Genomic DNA, 20,868 nt, shown 5'->3' on the forward strand with positions numbered 1-20,868 from the left:
CTTTTTCAAAAAAAATTTATGGATTTTAACCATCCCCAAACAAACTTCATATTAAAACCACAAGATTTCGGAAAAGATTTTGTTTTTGGCGTTTCCACGGCTGCTTATCAAATCGAAGGAGCGCATAGCGTTCATGACAAAGGCGCTTCCATTTGGGATCAGTTCACTTCTAAAAAAGGAAATACATTTAATAACCACCATGGTCAAATAGCCTGCGATTTCTACAATAAGTTTGAGGAAGATATCTTGTTAATGAAATCCATGAATATTAAAAATTTCAGGTTTTCATTAGCATGGTCACGCATTATTCCCAATGGCATTGGAGATATAAGTCAAGCAGGTATTGATTATTATAATAAAGTGATTGATTTTTGTTCAGAATGTGGCATCACGCCGTGGGTAACGCTTTATCACTGGGATTTACCGCAAGCGCTTCAAGACAAAGGTGGTTGGACGAACAGGGACATCGTATCTTGGTTTGAAAATTACGTACAAGTTTGCGCCACCCATTTTGGAGACCGTATAAAAAATTGGATGGTTTTAAATGAACCGATGGTTTTTACTGGGGCTGGTTATTTTTTAGGAGTGCATGCACCAGGTTATAAAGGCTTAAAACATTTTTTACCTGCCATACACCACGCTGTAATGTGCCAAGCTGCTGGGGGTAGAATCTTGCGAAATTTAGTCTCCGATGCTTTTATTGGTACCACATTTTCATGTGCACAAACAACACCGTTTCGAGATACGCCTAGAGATTTTATAGCCGCAAAAAAGGCTGATGCTTTGTTGAATCGGCTTTTTATTGAACCTTCGTTAGGTTTGGGATATCCGACAGAAGAAGTTCCGGTTCTCAAGCGCATTGAAGCTTATATAAAACCGGACGACTTAAAAAATGCTGCATTCGAGTTCGATTTTATTGGTGTGCAAAATTATACACGTGAAATGATTACTCACAGCTATTTAGTGCCTTATTTACAGGCTAAAATTGTAAAAGCCTCCAAACGGAATGTAAAAACAACGTTGATGGATTGGGAAGTGTATCCGCCCAGTATTTATAATATGATTAAACAATTTAGCCAATATAGTGGAGTTAAAAAAATGATTATTACCGAAAATGGTGCCGCTTTTACTGATAACTTAATCAATGGCACCATAGAAGATGTTGACAGACTTCATTACTTACAATCCCATTTAGAACAGGTTTATAAAGCCAAAAAAGATGGCTTTGATGTAGAAGGCTACTTTGTTTGGACCTTTACCGATAATTTTGAATGGGCAGAAGGCTACCATCCACGATTTGGATTGGTTTATACCGATTTTGAAACCCAAAAGCGGATTATTAAAGCTTCAGGTAAATGGTATCAAAGCTTTTTGGGATACATAAAACCTTAAAACCTGAAACGTTTTTACAATATCAAAAATGATCTTGCTATAATCAAGTAATTTTATTTTTAATTCTACAATCCTATACGTTTATAAATCAAAAGAAAATAAGACTTCATTTTAAATGGTCAATAAAATACGTCTGTAAACCATAATCATATCCATAATGCTTATGGGTTGGTTCAAAATAATAGCCTCATAACATTATTTCCATATTATCTATTCTAAAGCATGTTGGTATTTGCAATAAACCTTCCTAATCAACCCAGAATAGACACAATTAAACGAATAACCTCCTTAAACAGAATATCTTAACATTAAGATTTCTAAATTTGATTACTTATTTATCCAATTTAAATATCATGGTCCCTCAAATTAAAATTTTCTGTAATTTCATATACTTCATTTTTATACTGTTATCATATAACGCTTTTGCTCAGAGCTGGAGCCAGTCCATATTAACGTTCTCCGGAACTGGTAATGTAAATGGTGGTGTTACTTCTTTAATGTACGGCCCTGATAATCGTTTGTATGTAGCAGAATATACGGGAGCCATTAAAATACTCACAATTCAGAGAAACAGCCCCATCAATTATGTTGCTACTAATGTAGAGATTTTGGACGGCATACGCACCATGCCCGATCACAACGATGACGGCACCCTGTACTCCAGTTTGAATAGGGAAACCCTAGGCCTCACGGTCGTTGGCACCCCAACCAATCCTGTGATTTATGTAACATCAAGCGATTTTCGTATTGGAGCTGGTGAAGGTGGTGGTAATGGAGATGTTAATCTTGACACCAATTCTGGTGTCATAACAAGATTTAGCTGGAATGGAAGCGCTTGGAATGTGGTAGATATTGTAAGAGGGCTTCCTCGTTCCGAAGAAAACCATGCAACAAACGGTCTTGAATTTGTGACCATCAATGGAACCGATTACCTAATAGTAGCACAAGGTGGCCATACCAATGGAGGCTCTCCTTCTACCAATTTCGTATATTCTTGCGAGTATGCTCTTTCTGGTGCTATTCTGGCTGTAAATCTAACTGCTCTGGAAACCATGCCTATTTTGGATGATAATGGCAGGGCCTACATATATGATCTTCCTACTTTGGATGACCCCACGCGCCCAAATATTCATGCGGACGGGTCTCCCGCATCTGAGGATCCCGATGATCCAAATTATTCCCCTCTGGATATCAATGATCCTTGGGGCGGCAACGATGGACTTAATCAAGCCATATTAGTCCCTGGAGGTCCTGTTCAAATACTATCTCCCGGATATCGCAACGCCTATGACCTCGTTGTAACAGAGAGCGGTGCACTATATGTTACAGATAACGGCGCCAATGGTGGCTGGGGCGGCCTACCTATGAACGAAGGGGGCGGCTCCGTGACCAATGATTATAACCCTGCTGAACCCGGCAGTAGCGATAGTTTACTATATGGTGAAATGGTTAATAATCTAGACCATTTGCAATTGGTAACCACAAACTTACAGGCTTATGCCTTTGGAACCCTTCCTGAAACATATTATGGTGGGCATCCAAACCCCACAAGAGCAAATCCAGTAGGGGCAGGTTTATATACCGCCGATGGCATAAACAATGTTTTCCGAACACTTAAATATGATCCCGACGGAAGTACGCCCGGTTCGACTTCGAATCCAAATGAAGCCCTACCTGTTAATTGGCCGCCGCTTCCAGTATCTGAAGCCAACACGGTAGAAGGCGATTGGCGTGGACCAGGTATGATAAACCCAGATGGACCAAATGATGATCCTGTTGTGACATGGGGCACCAATACCAACGGAATAGACGAATATACGGCATCCAACTTTGGTGGCGTCATGCAGGGCAATCTTTTGGCTGGTACACACAATGGACTCATTAGACGCGTGCAACTTAATGCCAACGGCACGTTGGCATCAGGTGGACTAACATCTAATTTCCTTTCAGGGATGGGGGGAAATGCCCTTGGCATAACCTGTAATAGCGATTTTGATATTTTTCCCGGAACGGTATGGGCAGGTACCTTGAATGGGAAAATAGTAGTTTTTGAACCAACAGATTTTTTAAATTGTTTAGACCCTAGCGATCCTTTATATGATGCGAATGCTGATTATGATAGTGATGGTTATTCAAACCAAGATGAGGAAGACAATGGGACTGAAATATGTAACGGAGGTTCTCAACCTGATGATTGGGATAAAGTGATGGGCGGTCAATTAATATCCGATTTGAATGATCCTGACGATGATTTTGATGGAATCCCCGACGCTCTGGATCCTTTTCAATTGGGAGATCCTACGGTAGAAGGAAGTGACGCTTTCACTATTCCAATATTGAATGATTTTTTCAATGATCAACAAAACCTTGGAGGAATTTATGGTCTTGGTCTAACAGGGCTTATGAATAACGGAGATACAGGTGCCAATTGGCTTCTGTGGCTAGATAGGAAGGATGATCCAAATGACCCTAATCCAAATGATATATTAGGAGGTGCCCCTGGGCTTATGACATCGCAGATGACGTCGGGTACTGCCCTTGGGACTTCTAACAATCAAGAGAAAGGATATCAGTACGGCGTACAAATCCAAAATGATTCTGGCATAATTACAGTTTCAGGAGGAATGGTTGGGTTCAATGGCCCTTTAACACTTTATGAAAACCTATCAGCGCCTTCAGGTGAGTTGGGATTCTTTATTGGCGATGGCACACAAAGCAACTACATAAAATTTGTGGTGACAACAACTGGTTTTGTGGCTCTTCAAGAAATTGAGGATATTCCCCAAAGCCCCATAACATATAATTTACCACAAGCTAATAGGCCGACTTCTGGAATTAAATTCTTTTTTGAAATTGATCCCTCAATCGGACAAGTAACCCTTAAGTTTCAAATAGACGAAGGTTCGCTCACAACCTTAGGCACTATAGTGGCACAAGGCTCCATTTTACAAGCTTTACAAAGTTCAAGCACAGATTTAGCCGTCGGATTGATTGGTGCTTCTAATGAAGATGGCGTAGAGTTAGAAGGGACTTGGGATTTTTTAAACGTAACTGCCGAAAAGCCCTATATGGTACAAAACATTCCTAATCTGCAAAGGGAATCAGGTGCTCCAGACGACATGTTTGATTTGGATGACTACTTTGAGGATAATAATGGGACGGCTAATTTAACTTACAGTGTGGCGCTTAATACCAATCCAAATATATTGGCCAGTATTTCTAATAATCTACTGACTATAACATATCCATCTGAATTACAGACAGCAGATATTACCATACGGGCATCTGACTTAAATGGTTATTTTGTAGAAGATACGTTCACGGTAAGCATTATCAATTCTTCATTAATTCTTGCCAGGGTCAATGCTGGTGGTGCCGCAGTTTCAGCTACGGATGGTGGGGCCAATTGGGAACAGAATAATGTCGCTGGGGCAACATCAGGACCCAGTTATTCGGTTAATACTGGGACCATTTATAATGGCGGATTATTAAATATAAACCGTCATAGTTCCATTCCTGACTATATAGACGAATCAACATACAATGCCATTTTTGCCTACGAACGCTATGACGTTACCGCAAGCCCTGAAATGGAATTTACATTCGTGTTACAAAATGGTGACTATCAGGTTAATTTGTATATGGGCAACAGTTTTGTAGGGACTTCAGAAATAGGTGACCGTGTTTTTGATATTGAAATAGAAGGAGTGATCGTTGAAGACAACATGGATCTTATAGCCCGTTTTGGCCATCAGTCAGGCGGCATGGTAACCTATCCAGTGACCGTGTCTGGTGGTGTGCTTAACATCCAGTTTTTGCATGAGGTGGAAAACCCATTATTAAACGCCATAGAAATAATGGCTGCCCCTCCACAATATCCTCCTTTATCGGTAAATCCAATAGCAAACCAAACAAATCTAACGGGAGATGTTATTAGTACTTTGGGCGTTTCCGCCTCTGGTGGAAACCCTAATAATAATTTCACCTATAGCATTGACGGGCAGCCTCTAGGGATAAATATTGAACCCACCAATGGATTAATTTATGGAACCATCGATCAAACGGCTTCCAACGGGGGCACAAATAATGATGGTGTACATGGTGTTACCGTTACTGTAGAAAAGGTTGGATCGACTTCGGTTACCACAAATTTTAGCTGGACCGTTAATGATTTGGCGTGGTTTGACAAAAATGAAAATGAAAATTATACGGCTCGCCACGAGTGCTCTTTTGTACAGGCAGGTGATAAGTTTTATTTGCTTGGGGGTAGGGAAAACTCAAAAACCTTAGATGTTTACAATTACACTTCAAATAGCTGGAACTCTCTTGTGGATTCAGCACCTATGGAGTTCAATCATTTTCAGGCCACCGAATACCAAGGACTTATATGGGTGATAGGCGCCTTTCAAACAAACTCATTCCCCAATGAAACTCCTGCCGATTTTATATGGGCCTTCGATCCTGTAGCTCAGCAATGGATTCAAGGTCCAGAAATACCTTCCGGTAGAAGAAGAGGATCTGCGGGACTGGTTGTCCATAATGATAAATTCTATATTGTTGGTGGCAATACCATTGGCCATAACGGAGGCTATGTCCCTTGGTTCGACGAGTATGATCCTGTGTTAGGTACCTGGACAACGCTGACAAATGCACCAAGATCCCGCGACCATTTTCATGCCGTAGTGATTAACAATAAACTTTACGCGGCATCAGGACGACTCTCTGGTGGAGATGGGGGCACATTCGCTCCAGTAATCCCAGAAGTAGATGTTTATGATTTTTCTACGAATAGCTGGAGCTCGCTTCCTTCAGATCAAAATATTCCCACCCCTAGAGCCGGGGCTATTGTAGCGAATTTTAACAACAAGCTTGTCATTGCTGGCGGGGAAGTTTCTACAAATGTAAATGCGCTTGATATTACCGAAATATATGACCCTTTAGACCAATCTTGGTCCACAGGGGCAAGCCTCATTCATCCAAGGCATGGCACGCAGGGAATCGTTTCCGGAAACGGTATCTTTGTAGTAGCAGGCTCCCCTGTTATGGGTGGCGGAAAGCAAAAGAATATGGAGTTTTATGGAAGTGATAGTCCAACGGGGATACCTTTGGATGCTAGTGAATTAATGGGTCCCACCACGGTTGATTTTAGCGTACAAAATAGCCAAGACATAACATTGGACTTAGAAAATGGAAATACGGGAATCTTTATCCGTTCGGTTGAGATAAACGGGCATGATGACGATGATTTTGTTATCCAATCTGGAAATTTAAATAATGTGCTCTTAAAATCTAATTCCTCCAAAATAATCTCTGTTGATTTTATTGGTGCTGGTACAGAAAAAAATGCCATACTAACTATTGACTACGGCGCTAATGCTTCATTGGATATTTCGTTAAGTTATGATTCTACACTATCATCGCCTGATGAGAAAGATAATATATCTAATGTATTTACTATATATCCAAATCCATCAAGTGAATATGTTTATGTTGAAATAAAATCTTCATCCATTGATGTTACCGATTTCTTGTTGTTTGATATCACTGGTAGATTGATTAAAAAAATAAAAAATGACAATTCTGAACAGTCAACATTCAAAAAGCAAATAGATGTTAGAGGTTTACAATCGGGGCTATATACCTTATATATACTTTCTAAAGGAAGTGTTGTTCATAAAGCAAGATTGGTAATAAACAACTAAATGCTGTTTTTATAAAGTGCTATTGGCAATTATTAATAACCCAACTATTACATTTTTTTTGAAATAAAAAAGCCTCGCAGAAATGCGAGGCTTTACAATCTCTAAAAGTGGTCCCACCTGGGCTCGAACCAGGGACCACCTGATTATGAGCCGTCAATCAGACAGAAAAATCTATACAATAAAAATTTTAACATATTGATTTTCAACATTTTAATAAATTTTGATTTCAACTGATATCAATTGATATCAAAGAAATGTTTGCAAATTGTTTGCAAATTTTTTTATTAACTTACGGTTATGAACACGCTTATAACCTTAATGTTAGATCAACGAAGAATGAAAAAAGATAGCAAATATCCTATCATTTTTCGACTTACTCATAATAGAAAAACAACCTCAATTTCTACCGGGTACTCCATCCTTGAAATACATTGGGATGAAAAGAAAAAAGAAGTTAAGACCAGCTATAAGAAAGTTGAATCTGTTCGTTTATTAAATATAATACTTTTAAAGGAAAATGCGCGAATAAATGAGATTATAAATAGACTTCATGATAAAGGAGAATTACAGTATCTTTCTATTAATCAAGTAAAACAGAAAATAACAAGAAAAGTAAACTACAGTTCATTTACAGAGTATGGGAATCATTTAGTAAAAGAACTAACAGACGTTCGGCGTTTCGGAACTGCCCGTTCATATAAATTCACTATAGGAATCATGCAAACCTTTGCCCAAAAGATTGATATAAAATTCAATGAAGTTAATTATGACTTCCTCATGAGATTTGAAAAATTCCATTTAACAAAAGAAGACAATAGTATAAATGGTCTAGCATTCTATATGAGAACAATAAGAGCCATTTATAACAAAGGCATTAAAGATGGTTGTATTGATAAAGAAGCTTATCCATTTTCTGAATACAAAATTAGAGTTGCTCCTACTAAAAAAAGAGCAATAGACATTTCGCATATTAAAAAAATATTGGATTTACAGCTACCTGTTGAACATGAATTATTCCATGCAAGAAATTATTTTTTAATATCATATATGCTTTATGGTATGCCATTTATGGATATGGCATTTTTAAAAGTAGGGGATATAAAAAACGGTAGGGTTGTTTATCAACGAAAGAAGACCTTAAAAAATTACGATATAAAAATATCAGATCCGCTAAATGAAATTTTAAAATTTTATAAAGTAGGTAAATCAAAAAAAGATTTTCTGTTCCCAATTATCATGAGAGAAGAACCAAAACAGCAGTATGACGATGTAGGTAGATTAAGAGCCATGTATAATGACAAACTAAAAAAAATTGCTCTTCTGTGCAAGATTGACCAAACATTATCTTCTTATGTTTCACGACATAGTTTTGCAACTAATGCCATGCTTCAAGATATTCCATTACAGGCAATTTCTTCGATGCTTGGTCACAGTAAGCTGAATACAACTCAAATCTATCTTAAAACGCTTCCAAATGAAATTTTGGACAGATACAACGAAAGATTAAGTCTCAGTTTTTTAAATGACTAGTATAAATCCCAAGAAAGAATTAAACCAATAAAATCATCCACCCCCTAATTTAGCACCTCGTCAAATCCAACTTGGTAGTCCATATTTTGGTCAACCCCATGATTGTTTTGAAGAAATTTGATTGATAAAATTTGCATCGTTTTGGTGTTTTGATATTTTTTCCAAATTTTAAGATAATTCAAATAAATTTTAAACATTTTATGTTTTTTAAAGTTTGTTTATGTTTTTATATTGTTTGTATATGTTTATATATAGATACCAGCGCTTGTCCATTGCTTGTCCAGCGCTTGTCCAAATTTTGGTACGGCATCGGTACACTACTTGTACCAATATTGGTCAACCTCCTTTAATTTTATTTGCACTATTTTGAGCGATTTTGACATGTTAAACATTATTACTTTTTCTAAAATTATCAAAATCGATTTTGTGGTCATGGACTTCGATTTGGAAATTGTTCTACAATAATTCCTAAAGCGTTTAGCCACAGAGGTTTTAATCTTGATGGTCTCAAACTTCTCTTTTTCATACCCTTTGTCCATTTTTTAGTAAAAAATTTGTTGATTTTATTGGGCTGCGACGGTTTTTTAGTAAAAAAGGCTTAAAGTCCTTATTATTAAAAAACATTCAATCCCACTGATAGCAAGGGATTGCACTAAAAATAAAATCAAGTAACATCGCATCGCGTGTTACCCTCTTGCTTATCCATTAATTTTACAGATTCAATAATTATTCGTCATATAAGAATCCTAAATTATTACAAATAATGGATAACTTATAAAACATTCTAGCATGTCAAAAAGTAGTAACAGGATCTTTAACCGACTCCTATAAATATATCCATTTAAAGGAAAAAATAAAAACGTGAGTTACTCTCAAATGAATAGTTTTAAGAGTTAATTATATGATTTTAAAAGTATTAGTGAAATTAAAGACTAGTTTTTAAACTGCGTTAAGAAAAATGGAGTCGTTATTAAAAAAGGGAAGTTCATCTCTTTCTATAACCTCATTCAAAAAAGGAAATTACTTCCACTCCGATTGCCTCTGAAATTTTCAACAATGTCAGTGAAGTAACATTCTGTCTCCCATTTTCAATACTTGATAAATTGGGCTTCTCCATTTTAATTATGGAGCACAAATCTAACTGACTAAAACCTTTCGCCTTTCTCAGTTTAGCGATATTTGCTCCAATTTTTTTAAGGAATATTTTCTCTTCTTCAGTCATATAAAGTTCAATTTCTATAAAAAAAGAACACAAAAGGTTATGATATATCATAACCTTTTTTTAAATTTGAATATCCTTCGAATTTAGAAATATAATCTACCATCCTAATACAAAAGTCATGAAAGCAAATACACAAACAAAATTCTATTTAGAGTCAAAACTCATAGGTTTATTGAAAACAATATTACCATTACATTCTGTATATGTCATCGGTGTGAATAAGGAGAAAAAAAATAGAGCTGTTTTTTTATCCCCTGTATATGCCGATAAACAAAAAACGGTCATTTATACTTTGTTGATTATAGGTGACAAACCCATGTCCAAGGGGTTGAATGAATTTATGGACGGTATCTATAACCAAATGCAGCAAAGTTGTAAGGTCTATGTCATTTATTACACATTGGCAAATGCGATCAAGCGATTGGATTATGGCAATAATTTTTTGTTAAAGACCATTTTCCAAACGCCCTGTATATATAGGGCGGATGACACCCTTTTAAGATTTAAAAAGTATCAGATATTGATCCACCCAAAGGTCTATGAAGACATCCAAAAAATATGGGACGCTAGAATGAAACGTGCAGCTTATCTACTGTCCATTTTGGATAGCATTGAACCCACAGAAGATGTCACTTCCAGACTGATGACCATGCACTATGCCATTGAACAAATATGTTTAGGACTGTTGTATGCATTTTGGGAATTTAAGCCACAGCACTACGCCCTTACTTATATGTTGCACCTTTGCAGCCATTTTAGCAATTTGCCACAGACCATATTCCCAAAAGAGACTTATGGACTGCACCGGATGCACTATATCCTATGCAATGCCCACCACATCATGCGCTTTAAGGCAGAAAATGAATTCTCGAATAGGGACTCGGACAAAGCCTTTAACCGCTGTGAACGGTTTTTCGAAGAAGCTATGGACATCGGAGACAAACACCTAGAGGAGCTTAAAAAAATCCATTGCCATACCAACAAATTAGATTAACACAATAATTCGAAGCTCATGAAAAATAAAAAAAAGAAATTAAAAGCTATAAAAAAGTTGATGGGTCAATTTTCTGGTGTACAAAAAGAAACCTATGGAAAAAGGATTAGAAAAACCATAAACTTTGAAGTAGAAGATAATGAGGATATCACAAGCTCAATTTCTGCTCTTTTAGAAGTATGCTATTATGCATTAGATGGTAATGGTGGTTTTGTATCACCAAAACATGAAAACAAAACCCAAATATCAAGCGTCACAAAAGTGTTAGAAATAATCATAGACCTATTACCTCACGACCAAATGTTTTGTCTGCAAAGGATAGAACAGCTTCTGTCTGAACAACAAAACGTCAAACCAAACAAACAAGCTTAAAGCAGGTCATAATTGATTTTAAAGTTATAAAATCATTTACTTATTATATCTTGAGCGTTTTCCTTTTCTTTTTTAATCTTAAGTAGAAATAACAATGAAAAAGAAAAAGGAACACCATGAAAAGGCATTATAGCATCCTTTCCATATCATTTACTTCCCATAGCGCCCTCGCTGTTACCTTTTCCAAACTGTTACAACTTAAAATTTGGAGCTCATAAAGATTTATAAAAAGAGCGAAGTATGAGCCTGATTATGCAATCTGTTGAGAAACAAATTTTATAACTTTCTTTGGAAAAGTTCCAAGCTCATTGGAATAATTAGGATGCCATTTCTAAATTTCAATAGAAATTCTAAATTGCGGGCGGGCTAAAAATATTGGTTATGGCATTTTAGGTTTTATAAATGAAATATCCTAAAATGCCATAACTAATATTGCGCGGAACTGTAAGCTCTTATTTTTTATAGAATGAAGTTTTTTTTGCTGAATGAAAGAAAAAATATGTGCTGGAAGTAGGGCTTATTCAACTTGGATTAATAGCTTTAAGACTTATTTTATATAACACAAACATATATATTTATACGTATAAACATATAAAAACATATTTTATACACTAAATATACGCATTTGCATATAATTTCATTATATTTGGCTAAAATTATATTTAAAAACATATAATGAACGAGTTGTCAGAATTTGTAAAAACCCGTAGAAAAGACGTCAATCTTACTCAAGAAGAGTTTGCAGAGCGTGCTGGCGTTGCATTAACAGTGGTTAGAAAAATAGAACAAGGTAAAACCAATCTAAACATGGACAAGGTAAATCTTGTATTAAGCATGTTTGGACATGAGCTTGCGCCCGTAGATTCAAAAGTGCTTAAAAATCATTTAAAATGAGAAAAGCATCCATATATTACAACGAAATAGTTGCAGGTATTCTCACAGAAACTGATGATGGTGATTACCTGTTTGAATACACTAACAATTACATTAAAAATTATAGCAGTCAATTTATAACCTTTTCAATGCCAGTTAGAACAGAGCGTTACAAAAGCAATCGTTTATTTCCGTTTTTTGAAGGTTTAATTCCCGAAGGTTGGCTCTTAAGCATTGCCACTAAAAATTGGAAATTAAACCCTAACGATCGTATGGGTTTATTACTTGCTTGTTGCCAAAACTGCATAGGAGCCGTTAGTGTACAACCAATAATAGAAGACAATGAAGCATAATTGTTTATACTGCTACAAACCACTTGACCATGAAACAGACTTTCATAAAGCATGTAGCTTGTCTTTTTTTGGAACAGAAACACCCCCTAAACTAGAATATTCATTAGACCAAATGTCCGAACTCGCAAAGGACGTTATTGAACGCAGTGTCGCTGTTCCAGGCGTACAGCCGAAATTATCTCTGTCAATAGTAAATGATATGACCCAAAATACCAACTTTCGATTAACAGTTGTTGGAGCTTTAGGCGGAAATTTCATTTTTAAACCCCCATCAAAAGACTATCCCGATATGCCTCAAAATGAACATGTAACCATGCGTATTGCAGAAGCCTTTGGTATACAGACAGTCAAGTCTAGTTTAATTCGTTTGCAGTCTGGAGAGTTATCTTATATTACAAAACGCATTGATAGAACAGATGATAATGAAAAGATTCATATGCTTGATATGTTTCAAATTACCGAAGCATTTGACAAATACAAAAGCTCCATGGAGAAAATTGGGAAAGCTTTAGGCTTGTATTCAAGTAATACAGTATTGGATAAAATTTTCTTTTTTGAATTAGCAGTATTTAGTTTCCTAACTGGCAATAATGATATGCATCTTAAAAACTTCTCGATGATACAGTCTAATTCTGGCTGGTTATTATCCCCTGCCTATGACTTGCTGAATGTAACCATAGTAAACCCTGATGATAAAGAAGAAATGGCGTTGACTATTGAAGGTAAAAAAAGCAAGCTTACACGTTCTAATTTTGAAGCTCTAGGTCAAAGCTTAAATTTGACCAATAAACAAATCGCTGGTGTTTTTAATCGTTTTAATAAAAAGAAAAGCATTGTTATAAAATGGATTAAAAACTCATTTTTATCAGATGATATGAAGGTCAGGTATATTGAGTTAGTATTACAGCGTTATACAAAAATCGAATAAATTTGTTATCTAAATTTTATTTAAAAGCATAAAAATACTTTTAAGTAGTGGATAAACAGAACCTATAACAATGCCTTTTTATAAGCTTCTAAAGATTCTCTTTTATAAAGGAAAGCATTTCCTTTTTTTATGAATTTTAATTTTCCAGAATTTCTTATATGAGCCAACTCACAATCTTGAATTTTAAGAAATTCCTTGGCTTCTTTACTTGTTAAATTTTGCTCATCCCTCGACTTCATCTTTTTTACCTTTTCTTATTTTTAAGATTTCAGAGGTTTATATCAAGTATCATATTCAAAAATGAAGTCGGTTGAAGAAAATAGTTTGGGTTTTCCTCTAATTTTTCCTTTATCAAAATCAATCCTCCATTGGTATAAGATTCCATTGTTTTGATTAAAGATTTTACTGCTTCATCTTCTTCCAATTCCCCTTTTTCAAGTGCAATTAAGTCTATGTCCGTTTCTGCTACAAGTGCAATAAACATATTTTCTTGTAAGTTGGTAAAGTCTTGTCGTGTTGTCACAGTTGATTTGCTGCCCCAATACTGAATATGATGACTAAAATCCGTTTTCTTTTCCCCATCAGCGATTGGAGCAAATTCATTATTGTAAAGTCCTAAAAAGAAAGCATACATATATAGTTCATAGTTAGTGCTGAAATGCTTACCAAAGTTAATTTTCTTCTCACCTTCTGCCCCAAATTTTTGAGAAAGTGATATAAATAAGTCTTTATGAACCTCACTGTATTTTGGGATTTTAGTTTTCCATTTTTCAAATAGATTCTTCATATTATAATGAGTTTACTTCAGTATTAATAGTTGATAATTCTCTTTTATCAAATGGTCTTTCTAATTTGACCCAAAAAGCCTTATTCCGCTTTATAGAATTAAATTCTTCTTTGATAAATAGATCTTTAATTGTACCATCAGAATTTTTAATTGAACCAATGAAGTCTTTTAGGAGTATAATTTTTTGATTTGAAGTATCATTAATTAGATTTAAAAAATCTCCTGTCTTAGTTTCTCCAAAAGAAGAGGTTGGTGCATCAAATATCATTGGATAGGTTTCATCCCTAACTTCGTTAGCAAGTTCTGAAATTGCCAGCAAAATAGAAATATTCATCGAAGTTCGGACAGCCGTACCTGGAACAAAGTATCTGCCGCCTGACTCTAAAAGTGAAACTTCAATTTTTATTCTATCGCCACCAATTTTCTTTTTTGAAAATTTAATCTGTCCTGTAAATGCTTCAACATTAATTTGATTTAAATATTTATTTGATTTACTCTCTAGCTTGTCAATAAATTCTTCAAATTTCTTTTCTTTAGTTTGGATAAATATTGTTTCAATATGTCGCATGAGATCTCTTGTTTTTAACAAGAATGAACTGGCAGAATTTAGATCAATCTTATCTTTTTCATCTTGTTTTAACTTGATTTGGCTTTGAATATCTTGAAACTTTGTATTCAGTTTATAATAGTCTTCATTAATAGACTTCAAGTCTTCTTGCCAAAAGGTATAATTCTTAAATACATTTAACAATTCAGATTCATTAGCGATTGTTGAATTACCTAATATTCGATTTCTATCCTCCTTTTCTTTTTCTAAAAGTTCCTCAAGTTCCCTCTTTTCTTTTTCTCGTTCATTAATCAACTCAAATTTGTCTTTAATGTCAGATTTAATTGATCTTAGGTTTTTAAGATTGTCTTCATGACTAACGCTCAAATTCTCAAGCCTATTGGTATAATCAAACTTAAATAATGGCTCATTTTTTTCAGATTCACTTTCTTTAACAACTTGACTTTCCAAATAGGATTTTAGCCTTTCCATCATAAAATTATAGGCTTTAATTTCTTCTTCCGAGCCTTTTGCGTGGGCAGGTCTATTACAAACTTTACAAATTTTCTCTTTGAGCATTTCCTCCATATGCGATTTTGATGGTACACCAATTGGAAGAGGAACGGCATTATTTAATAATTCTGCCTTGGCTTTCCTCTCTCCTTCTTTAAAGCCTAAATGTTTGTCATATTCAGATTGTAACTCTCTATGCATTATACTGTGGGAAGACACTTTATCCGCAAATTTTTTATGGAAAGGTTCGAAATTCACTAAAATCCAATTTTCATCAAAAAGTGATGTAGTGAAATTGTAGTCAATTATTCTATCTGATAATGAAATTTTATTTTCAATATTTTCTATTCTTGTATTTATTGTTTGAAGTATTTGGGCATTATTAGCATACTTTTCGGCTTCTTTAATATTTTTTTCTAATTTGTTTTTTTCTTCTTCAGTACTATTAAGATGAATCTTTAATCTGTCTCTTTCTCTATGGAGTTGCATTATTTCTCCTTCTAATAAATCATAAGCTCTTTGATTTTGTTGATTTTGCCTTGTCGATTGCTCAACAGCTTTTTCAGCCTTATCTCTTAAGAATAAACCTTTTTCAGTATATTTTTCATAGTGTCTAGCATCTGAAAAGAGGTTTATTAAATTGGCTAAAGCTTCGTCATTGTCAAAAATATTAAGTTTAGTTTCACCTTTGAACATTGAATACTTCCGAATTTGAAATGGAAAAACTCTATCAAGTAAATTTTGTGCGTTTTTCGGTATTCTTTCTCCTGTATTTTTATCTTTTTCTTCACCCTCGAAAACAACAACTGAAGTTTCAACATCATTATTCAATTTTTTTTTAACTGTAAAACTTCTTGTAATCTTAGATTCAGTATCATATTGTTCAACAATCATTGAGACGCTTACCTTAAAGCTATCACCTGAACTTATTTCATTAAGTTTTTTAGCTGATATTAAATTGATTACATCAATAAAATTACCATTAAATAACCATTCAACCGCTTCAAAAAACTTAGTTTTCCCTTCATTATTTTCACCTAAAATAATGTTTAGGCCATCCTCAAACGGGAATGAATTTACACTATGGTAACAAAGATAATTCTCTATTTGTATCTTTTTAATAATCATATTGCAGTATTTAAAAACTGAAGAACACTGTTTCTTAATTCATTATCTGAGGCAGTGGGCGATTTTTCTAAGCCTTCTACGATCAATGCAATTGCCTTAACAATAGGTTTATCTGAGTTTAATGCTTCCCTTACCGTATTAGGGAGTTCTTCTTTTTTAAGTTCATACTTGGATTCAAGTAACTCGTGGGTTAAAAAACTTTTGAGTATATCGTCTTTTCTTGCCATAAGAATATTATTATAAATCGTTTAGGTTCAAATTATAGTAGTCCAAAATATTTTTAAGCGTTTCGTAAGTATCGGTTTTATTCATTGCTAAATTAGCAAAGTCGACTACTCGTTCAAGTTCTTTCCCTACTAAACCTCTTTCCATTTCAAACGTATTTTCTTCACCCCCGACTTCGGGAACTACTACTAAATCGTGAATAGTCGCATGAATTTTATCTTTGTGCAATCGCAAAACCCTACCTCTTCTTTGGATAAATTGCCTTGGATTTCCAGTACTAGCACAAAATATGGCTAGTTCGGAACGAGGTACGTCAACACCTTCATCCAAACATTTCATTGAGGTCAAAACGTGAATTTTTCCATCTTCATAGTTCTTTAAGATATCCTCCCGGTTTTCTGAATTAGCTGTAAATTGTTTCACCATCACGGAATCATCTGTATTGCTAACCGCTTTTGTGTATTCATTTATCAATCTATTTTCATCATCCGTTTCAACACTAAAATCTGTTTCGTCAAAATTTGCTTCTATGCCCTCAGGAACATATATCAATGTATATTTCAGATTCTTGCGTTTATCAAATTCACTTCTTAGAATCGCTTTGAATGCTTCTAATTTATTGGCTGCTTTGTGAATGATTCGTTTTCTTTCTAGGAGTTTCTTTTCAATTTCAGGAGTACTTCTGAAATTGCCAGTTTCTTTATCAAATAAGCCCATTCGTAACAGTTGGAGAGAAAGTTCCTTGTATTTTTCCATCTCTTGGTCTGTTAGCTTTACAATGTGAGGATGATAGGTGTATTTACACAACCAACCAATATTCAACGCTTCTTCCATTGAATACGAAACAATATAAGGCGGCTCATCATTGAAAAACTCTTGAATGGCTTGATTACCTGCCTCATCAAATTTTCTGTGTGGCGTTGCAGATAATCCAATTCGTTTTTCAAGTTGGATATTTGGCAACAATCTTAAATGTCCTTGCGAACCTAAGTTGTGCGTTTCATCAGCAATTAAAATAGTGTCTTTAGGAAGTTGCGTAAAGTAGCTTTGAAACTTAGGTCTTGGTAATGAAGCATAAGTAACAATGACGATATACGAAGTGTCAATCAGTTTTGAAGCGGTATTGAAAAACGCAAGATTCTTATCCCAATTCTCTTTTGAACTGACCGTAATAATGTTTTTAAAATTGAATTTGGCACATTCATTTTTCCATTGTTCAACCAACGCTGTTGTTGGTACTGTAATAATCGCTCTATAAATTCCTGTTTTTTTGTATTCGTTCAGCAGGCAGTTGAGGGAAGTAATCGTTTTACCTGTTCCTGTTGCCATTGCAAACATTCCCTTGTAATTATTGGCTACCCAACTGTTGTAAGCATTAATCTGATATTCTCTTGGGCCTTCTGAATATGGGAATTTTGGAGTTCGTCTAATAATCTCAATTTCACTAAAAAGCTTGGTAATTGTTTTTTTGAGCTTGGGGTTTGAAATCAAACTCTGCTTTTTCCTTAGTAGTTGTTCTTCCTGCACTAACAATTCATTGATATCCTTTTTACCAAATCTGTCTTTTAGTACAACTTCAATGTCACTAACGGAGATATATTCAACATCTTCATCTTTTTCAGTAAAATAGTCGTCAATTAATTTAAGTTGCTTTCTGATAAGCTTATTTGACCTGCCATTTTCCCAACTCAAAAAAGCTTCAAGTTGTTCTATGTTTTCAGAAAGTCCATAATAGGTAAAATTGCAAGATGCTTGATAGCCGACAGCATCTTGACCATCACTAAAAACCCCTGATTTATAATGTGCTATTCCCTTTCCGTTTTTGGGCTTGACAACTTTTATCTCAATTCTCTTTTCAGAAATGAGATAAGCCAAACATTCAAAAAAGTGTGTGTCATATTCATCAAGAACTCTACCTAGCGAAACAATATCGGTTAAATCAAACACTCTTATTTCATTGGGATTTTCTTCTACTCGGGAAATTGCTTCTTTATCCTTTGCCGAAAGCAAATGATTGATAACCATTTTCATTTTGCCACCTTTGCTGATAAAAGTTGCGAAACCAACAGAAAGCAGATTGATAGCGGAAGAACTGAAATAACCCAACAACAAACTAAACTCATTGCTATTGGCTAATCCGTCCAAATAGAATTGCAAGGGTTCGTTTTCTGAACCAGTTTTGTAATCTCTATCTAATGACCAATCGCAATCTTTAAGCATAATTAAAATTTGGTTGTGTAAGTTCTTTTATTTTTTGAATCACAGTTTCGACATCTTCTATTGTGTTGAATTTACCTAGTGAAAATCGTAATGATGCAAAAGCATCATCATCACTTAATCCCATAGCTTTCAAAACGTGTGAGGGCTCAACAACTGCTGATGAACAAGCAGAGCCATTGGAGATTGCAATATTTTTCATTCTGCCAATCAAAACATTGGCATCCTGTCCTTTGAAACAAATGTTGGCCGTGTTGTAAATTCTATTTTGTGAAACACTATTTAGAGAAGTGTTAGGTAGCTTTAGTAATTCTGCTTCCAAACGATCTCTCAATTCAGAAATAGTATTTTGATTCTGTGTCATTTCTTGATTGGCTAATTCACAAGCTTTTGACAAAGCAATAATTCCAGGAACATTTAATGTTCCACTTCTTAAACCTTGTTCGTGACCACCTCCGTGAATTTGTGAGGTGAGTTTTGTTTTATTTCTTACATACAAGGCTCCGATTCCTTTTGGAGCATACATTTTATGGCCACTAAAGCAAAGTAAATCAATGCCTAAATCATTAACATCAATCTCTAATTTACCGACCGCTTGTGTGGCATCTGTCATAAATAAAGCCCCCATGTCGTGAGCTATGGTTGCAATTTCTTTAATGGGTTGAATTACTCCAGTTTCGTTATTGACATACATTACAGAAACTAAAATAGTATCGGGTCGGATGGCTTTTTGAAGTTCTGCTAAATCAATCAAACCACTTTGTAAAACTGACAAAAAAGTAACTTCAAAACCTTTTCGTTTTAAGTCTTTGCAAGTGTCTAAAACCGCTTTGTGTTCAGTTGAAACCGTGATGATGTGTTTTCCTTTATTAGAATAGCTTTCTGCAACTCCTTTAATGGCAATATTGCTAGCTTCGGTTGCTCCACTTGTAAAAATAAGTTCATTTGAATCTGCATTGATAAAATCAGCTATTTGTTCACGAGCTTGTTTTACTTTTTCATTAATGCTTTGACCAAAATGGTGGGTGCTGCTTGGATTGGCGAAGTTGTCTTGTAAAAAAGGCAACATTGCATCAAGCACCCTTGGGTCGATGGGGGTGGTGGAGTTGTTGTCGAGAAATTTAACTTTAGAGTTCAAGGCTTCAATTATTAACTAGCTATTAAATCATTCCATTTATAAATTCTTTGGGCTTCTATTAATCTATTTGTCCTTTTTATTTTTTCTAATAGAGTTTCAGATTGATTATTTGACTCAATCTGAAAAACTGAATAATATTGTTTTATGATTTCAAACAATTCTTTGCATTTGGTTTTATTAACTTCAAAATATTCAAAATAAGATTGAATGTTTTGAAGCTCTAGCTTTTGAAGTTTATTTATCAAGTCTTTTAGTTTGAAGGCAATCTCCTTTTTAGACTTTATAAAAGCACCATTCACTTTTTCATTATGAAATTTTACTAAGCGTTCTTTGAGCAAGGCAACTTCAATAGCATATTGGGAATAAAGTTCGCTTAAAACTCTGTTCAGTTGACTTTTATTAAAATCATCATCTAACCAGTAAATTAGAATTAAAAAATCTACGGTATCTTTTATTTGACCTATTTGTTGAAACTCAAAATACCCTGAAAAAAAATCTTTAGCTGGATAATCGTCGGTATAGAAAAAAACTTTTTTCTCATCAAGCCTGCTCAGATATAAGGCATATGCGGTGGAGCATAATTCACCATTTATTTTCTTGGTGTATCCAACCTGATTTTTAATTTGCTCATAGTACTCATTTCCTAGTTCGCTTATCATTTCTGCACTTCTATTCTTTTTACCTCTAAAAAAACTAAGCTTTTGATCAATTTCCTTTCTTATTCCTCCAATCCTACTTGAATCAGAAAACTTGGATAATCCACTTTTTAATCTATCATTGACATTTACTTGAATCTCCTTAAAAACAAGTTCATCAATAAGAATTTCAATAGGTTTTGACTTCTTTAATTCTAATGATTTAATCTTTTTTAATAAGAAATCGTCTTCATCAATATGAATGAGATTAATCACAGTACAGGCATCCAATAAACAACATACATTTCCCAT

The 20,868-nt window shown here is 34.7% G+C and carries 17 protein-coding genes; 8 read left to right on the forward strand and 9 right to left on the reverse strand.

The window, feature by feature from the left end:
- Positions 1-18: 18 nt before the first annotated feature.
- The 3 genes from CSW08_RS05870 to CSW08_RS05880 all read left to right on the forward strand — a co-directional run bounded on the left by CSW08_RS05870 (position 19) and on the right by CSW08_RS05880 (position 8,624).
- Positions 19-1,392 carry a GH1 family beta-glucosidase gene (locus CSW08_RS05870; RefSeq protein ID WP_106658971.1) on the forward strand — a complete coding sequence of 458 codons (1,374 nt, stop codon included), beginning with the start codon at positions 19-21 and terminating at the stop codon, positions 1,390-1,392.
- A gap of 353 nt (positions 1,393-1,745) precedes the next feature.
- Positions 1,746-7,094 (forward strand): Kelch repeat-containing protein, encoded by a 5,349-nt coding sequence (locus CSW08_RS05875; RefSeq protein WP_106658972.1) that lies wholly within the window; start codon positions 1,746-1,748, stop codon positions 7,092-7,094.
- A 318-nt stretch (positions 7,095-7,412) separates the two neighbouring features.
- A complete protein-coding gene (locus CSW08_RS05880; RefSeq protein ID WP_262496538.1) occupies positions 7,413-8,624 on the forward strand; it encodes a site-specific integrase in 1,212 nt (403 codons plus the stop codon).
- A gap of 317 nt (positions 8,625-8,941) precedes the next feature.
- Here CSW08_RS05880 and CSW08_RS18455 read toward each other — a convergent pair whose 3' ends face one another.
- Positions 8,942-9,163 (reverse strand): BfmA/BtgA family mobilization protein, encoded by a 222-nt coding sequence (locus tag CSW08_RS18455; protein ID WP_106658974.1) that lies wholly within the window; start codon positions 9,161-9,163, stop codon positions 8,942-8,944.
- Positions 9,164-9,627: 464 nt separating this feature from the next.
- On the reverse strand, positions 9,628-9,846 hold the full coding sequence (locus CSW08_RS05890) for a helix-turn-helix domain-containing protein (RefSeq protein ID WP_106658975.1): 219 nt from the start codon (positions 9,844-9,846) through the stop codon (positions 9,628-9,630).
- A gap of 118 nt (positions 9,847-9,964) precedes the next feature.
- Here CSW08_RS05890 and CSW08_RS05895 point away from each other — a divergent pair, with 118 nt between their 5' ends.
- The 5 genes from CSW08_RS05895 to CSW08_RS05915 all read left to right on the forward strand — a co-directional run bounded on the left by CSW08_RS05895 (position 9,965) and on the right by CSW08_RS05915 (position 13,366).
- Positions 9,965-10,840, forward strand: coding sequence for a hypothetical protein (locus CSW08_RS05895; protein ID WP_106658976.1), 876 nt, complete (start codon positions 9,965-9,967; stop codon positions 10,838-10,840).
- Positions 10,841-10,858: 18 nt separating this feature from the next.
- On the forward strand, positions 10,859-11,212 hold the full coding sequence (locus CSW08_RS05900) for a hypothetical protein (RefSeq protein WP_106658977.1): 354 nt from the start codon (positions 10,859-10,861) through the stop codon (positions 11,210-11,212).
- Positions 11,213-11,887: 675 nt separating this feature from the next.
- Positions 11,888-12,106 carry a helix-turn-helix domain-containing protein gene (locus tag CSW08_RS05905; protein WP_106658978.1) on the forward strand — a complete coding sequence of 73 codons (219 nt, stop codon included), beginning with the start codon at positions 11,888-11,890 and terminating at the stop codon, positions 12,104-12,106.
- A complete protein-coding gene (locus CSW08_RS05910) occupies positions 12,103-12,438 on the forward strand; it encodes a HipA N-terminal domain-containing protein (RefSeq protein ID WP_106658979.1) in 336 nt (111 codons plus the stop codon). The genes CSW08_RS05905 and CSW08_RS05910 overlap by 4 nt, the downstream gene beginning before the upstream one ends.
- On the forward strand, positions 12,428-13,366 hold the full coding sequence (locus CSW08_RS05915) for a HipA domain-containing protein (protein WP_106658980.1): 939 nt from the start codon (positions 12,428-12,430) through the stop codon (positions 13,364-13,366). Before CSW08_RS05910 ends, CSW08_RS05915 begins: the two co-directional genes overlap by 11 nt.
- 62 nt (positions 13,367-13,428) lie before the next feature.
- Here the strand turns inward: CSW08_RS05915 and CSW08_RS18180 are convergent, their stop codons facing one another.
- Genes CSW08_RS18180 through CSW08_RS05945 form a run of 7 tightly spaced genes read right to left on the reverse strand, consistent with a single transcriptional unit; the run spans position 13,429 to position 20,868 of the window.
- Positions 13,429-13,605 carry a MerR family transcriptional regulator gene (locus CSW08_RS18180; RefSeq protein ID WP_162495542.1) on the reverse strand — a complete coding sequence of 59 codons (177 nt, stop codon included), beginning with the start codon at positions 13,603-13,605 and terminating at the stop codon, positions 13,429-13,431.
- 29 nt (positions 13,606-13,634) lie between these two features.
- Complete coding sequence (locus tag CSW08_RS05920) at positions 13,635-14,153, reverse strand: glycoside hydrolase family 15 (protein ID WP_106658981.1); 519 nt, start codon at positions 14,151-14,153, stop codon at positions 13,635-13,637.
- A gap of 1 nt (position 14,154) precedes the next feature.
- The gene (locus tag CSW08_RS05925; protein WP_106658982.1) at positions 14,155-16,341 is read right to left on the reverse strand and encodes an AAA family ATPase; all 2,187 of its coding nucleotides are present in this window, start codon (positions 16,339-16,341) and stop codon (positions 14,155-14,157) included.
- The gene (locus tag CSW08_RS05930) at positions 16,338-16,568 is read right to left on the reverse strand and encodes a hypothetical protein (protein WP_106658983.1); all 231 of its coding nucleotides are present in this window, start codon (positions 16,566-16,568) and stop codon (positions 16,338-16,340) included. Before CSW08_RS05930 ends, CSW08_RS05925 begins: the two co-directional genes overlap by 4 nt.
- 10 nt (positions 16,569-16,578) lie before the next feature.
- Positions 16,579-18,786, reverse strand: a complete 2,208-nt coding sequence (locus CSW08_RS05935) for a DEAD/DEAH box helicase family protein (RefSeq protein WP_106658984.1) — start codon at positions 18,784-18,786, stop codon at positions 16,579-16,581.
- A complete protein-coding gene (locus CSW08_RS05940) occupies positions 18,779-19,921 on the reverse strand; it encodes a cysteine desulfurase family protein (RefSeq protein WP_106658985.1) in 1,143 nt (380 codons plus the stop codon). The genes CSW08_RS05935 and CSW08_RS05940 overlap by 8 nt, the downstream gene beginning before the upstream one ends.
- Before the next feature lie 11 nt (positions 19,922-19,932).
- On the reverse strand, positions 19,933-20,868 hold the full coding sequence (locus tag CSW08_RS05945; RefSeq protein ID WP_106658986.1) for a hypothetical protein: 936 nt from the start codon (positions 20,866-20,868) through the stop codon (positions 19,933-19,935).

The sequence above is a fragment of the Confluentibacter flavum genome (genome assembly GCF_002843175.1).
GTDB lineage: Bacteria > Bacteroidota > Bacteroidia > Flavobacteriales > Flavobacteriaceae > Confluentibacter > Confluentibacter flavum.